General features: G+C 44.7%; 2 protein-coding genes. One reads left to right on the top strand and one right to left on the bottom strand.

Features of this window, described 5'->3' with window-relative positions; translation table 11 throughout:
• A partial coding sequence (locus R7P72_RS25925; protein WP_318111112.1) for a methyl-accepting chemotaxis protein occupies window positions 1-767 on the top strand: 767 nt, incomplete at its 5' end.
• A gap of 28 nt (window positions 768-795) precedes the next feature.
• Here the strand turns inward: R7P72_RS25925 and R7P72_RS25920 are convergent.
• Window positions 796-1066: alternative ribosome-rescue factor A (locus tag R7P72_RS25920; protein WP_411912914.1), on the bottom strand; the 271-nt coding region annotated here is incomplete at its 5' end.

Here is a 1066-nt window from a genome sequence, read left to right as displayed (position 1 = left end):
AAAATCCCGGCTTTTGGAAAGATCTCGCCGCCGGCCAGTTTAAGTCCGGACAATTTTTAAGGCGTTCAGCCTCAGGTGACAAAGTGTACATTGAAGCCACTTACAACCCCATCTTTGATCCGTTGGGCAACGTCATCAAAGTCGTCAAATTTGCATCTGACATCACTGATAAAGTTCAAAGGGATTTAAACATCTCTCAAGCGATAGCCGACTCTTCTTTTATCGCAAGAAACGCCAGCGAAGAAGCCACATCAAACGTCTGCGGCGCAGAACATTCTCTGAATGAGTTTCGCACCATGATTGAAGAAGTACTGAGAGCCGTCACCGCTTGTGACGATAAAGTTCAAGAGCTATTTAAAACCTCGCAGCAAGTCACTGAAATCGTCAAAGTGATCGACAGCATCGCCTCACAAACCAATCTCCTAGCTCTAAACGCAGCGATTGAAGCAGCTAGAGCTGGTGAACATGGACGAGGATTTGCAGTGGTTGCGGATGAAGTGAGAACTTTAGCAACTCGAACCAGCACGTCGATTGATGAAATCAACCACGTAGTTCTGAGCAACCAATCCCTAACGACCGAAACTCGCTCATTCATCGAGGTCATCAACCAGGGCTTTCTTAGTTCGATGTCGAAACTATTAGAAGTGGACGAGTTTATGAAATCAATCGATGAAGGTTCACACCTAACAGTTGAGTCGATCAGCGCGCTGAGAGCTATAGTCAATCAGGATACTCATCTCCCTTTGAATTCAGCATCAAATGGTTAGCGCAAACTTGACAGCTAAGTATTGATTTTTATGGGCAATAGGCCTGAACAGAAACTTTTCGGTCAAACAGTTCTTTTACTCTGAGCATGAAAAAAGCCCTATTCAAAATCCACTTTGGTGAGAACTTTGAATAGGGCTCTTTGCCTCGGTGCTTCATTTTACGGTTGATGCTGCCTTTACCTTTTTTCGCTTTGACGACTCGGGTTCTGAACAACTGACTGGTAACAACTGCCGTTAGCGCATTGTCTTTAATCTCGCCTCTGCCGAATTCGGTGTCTTTGTTAAATTCATTCAGCTGA

The sequence above is a fragment of the Vibrio sp. Vb0888 genome, from assembly GCF_033338835.1.
Taxonomy (GTDB): Bacteria; Pseudomonadota; Gammaproteobacteria; order Enterobacterales; family Vibrionaceae; genus Vibrio; species Vibrio alginolyticus.
The sequence above is the reverse complement of the archived record's forward strand: the minus strand, read 5'-3'. Positions and strand labels throughout refer to the sequence as shown.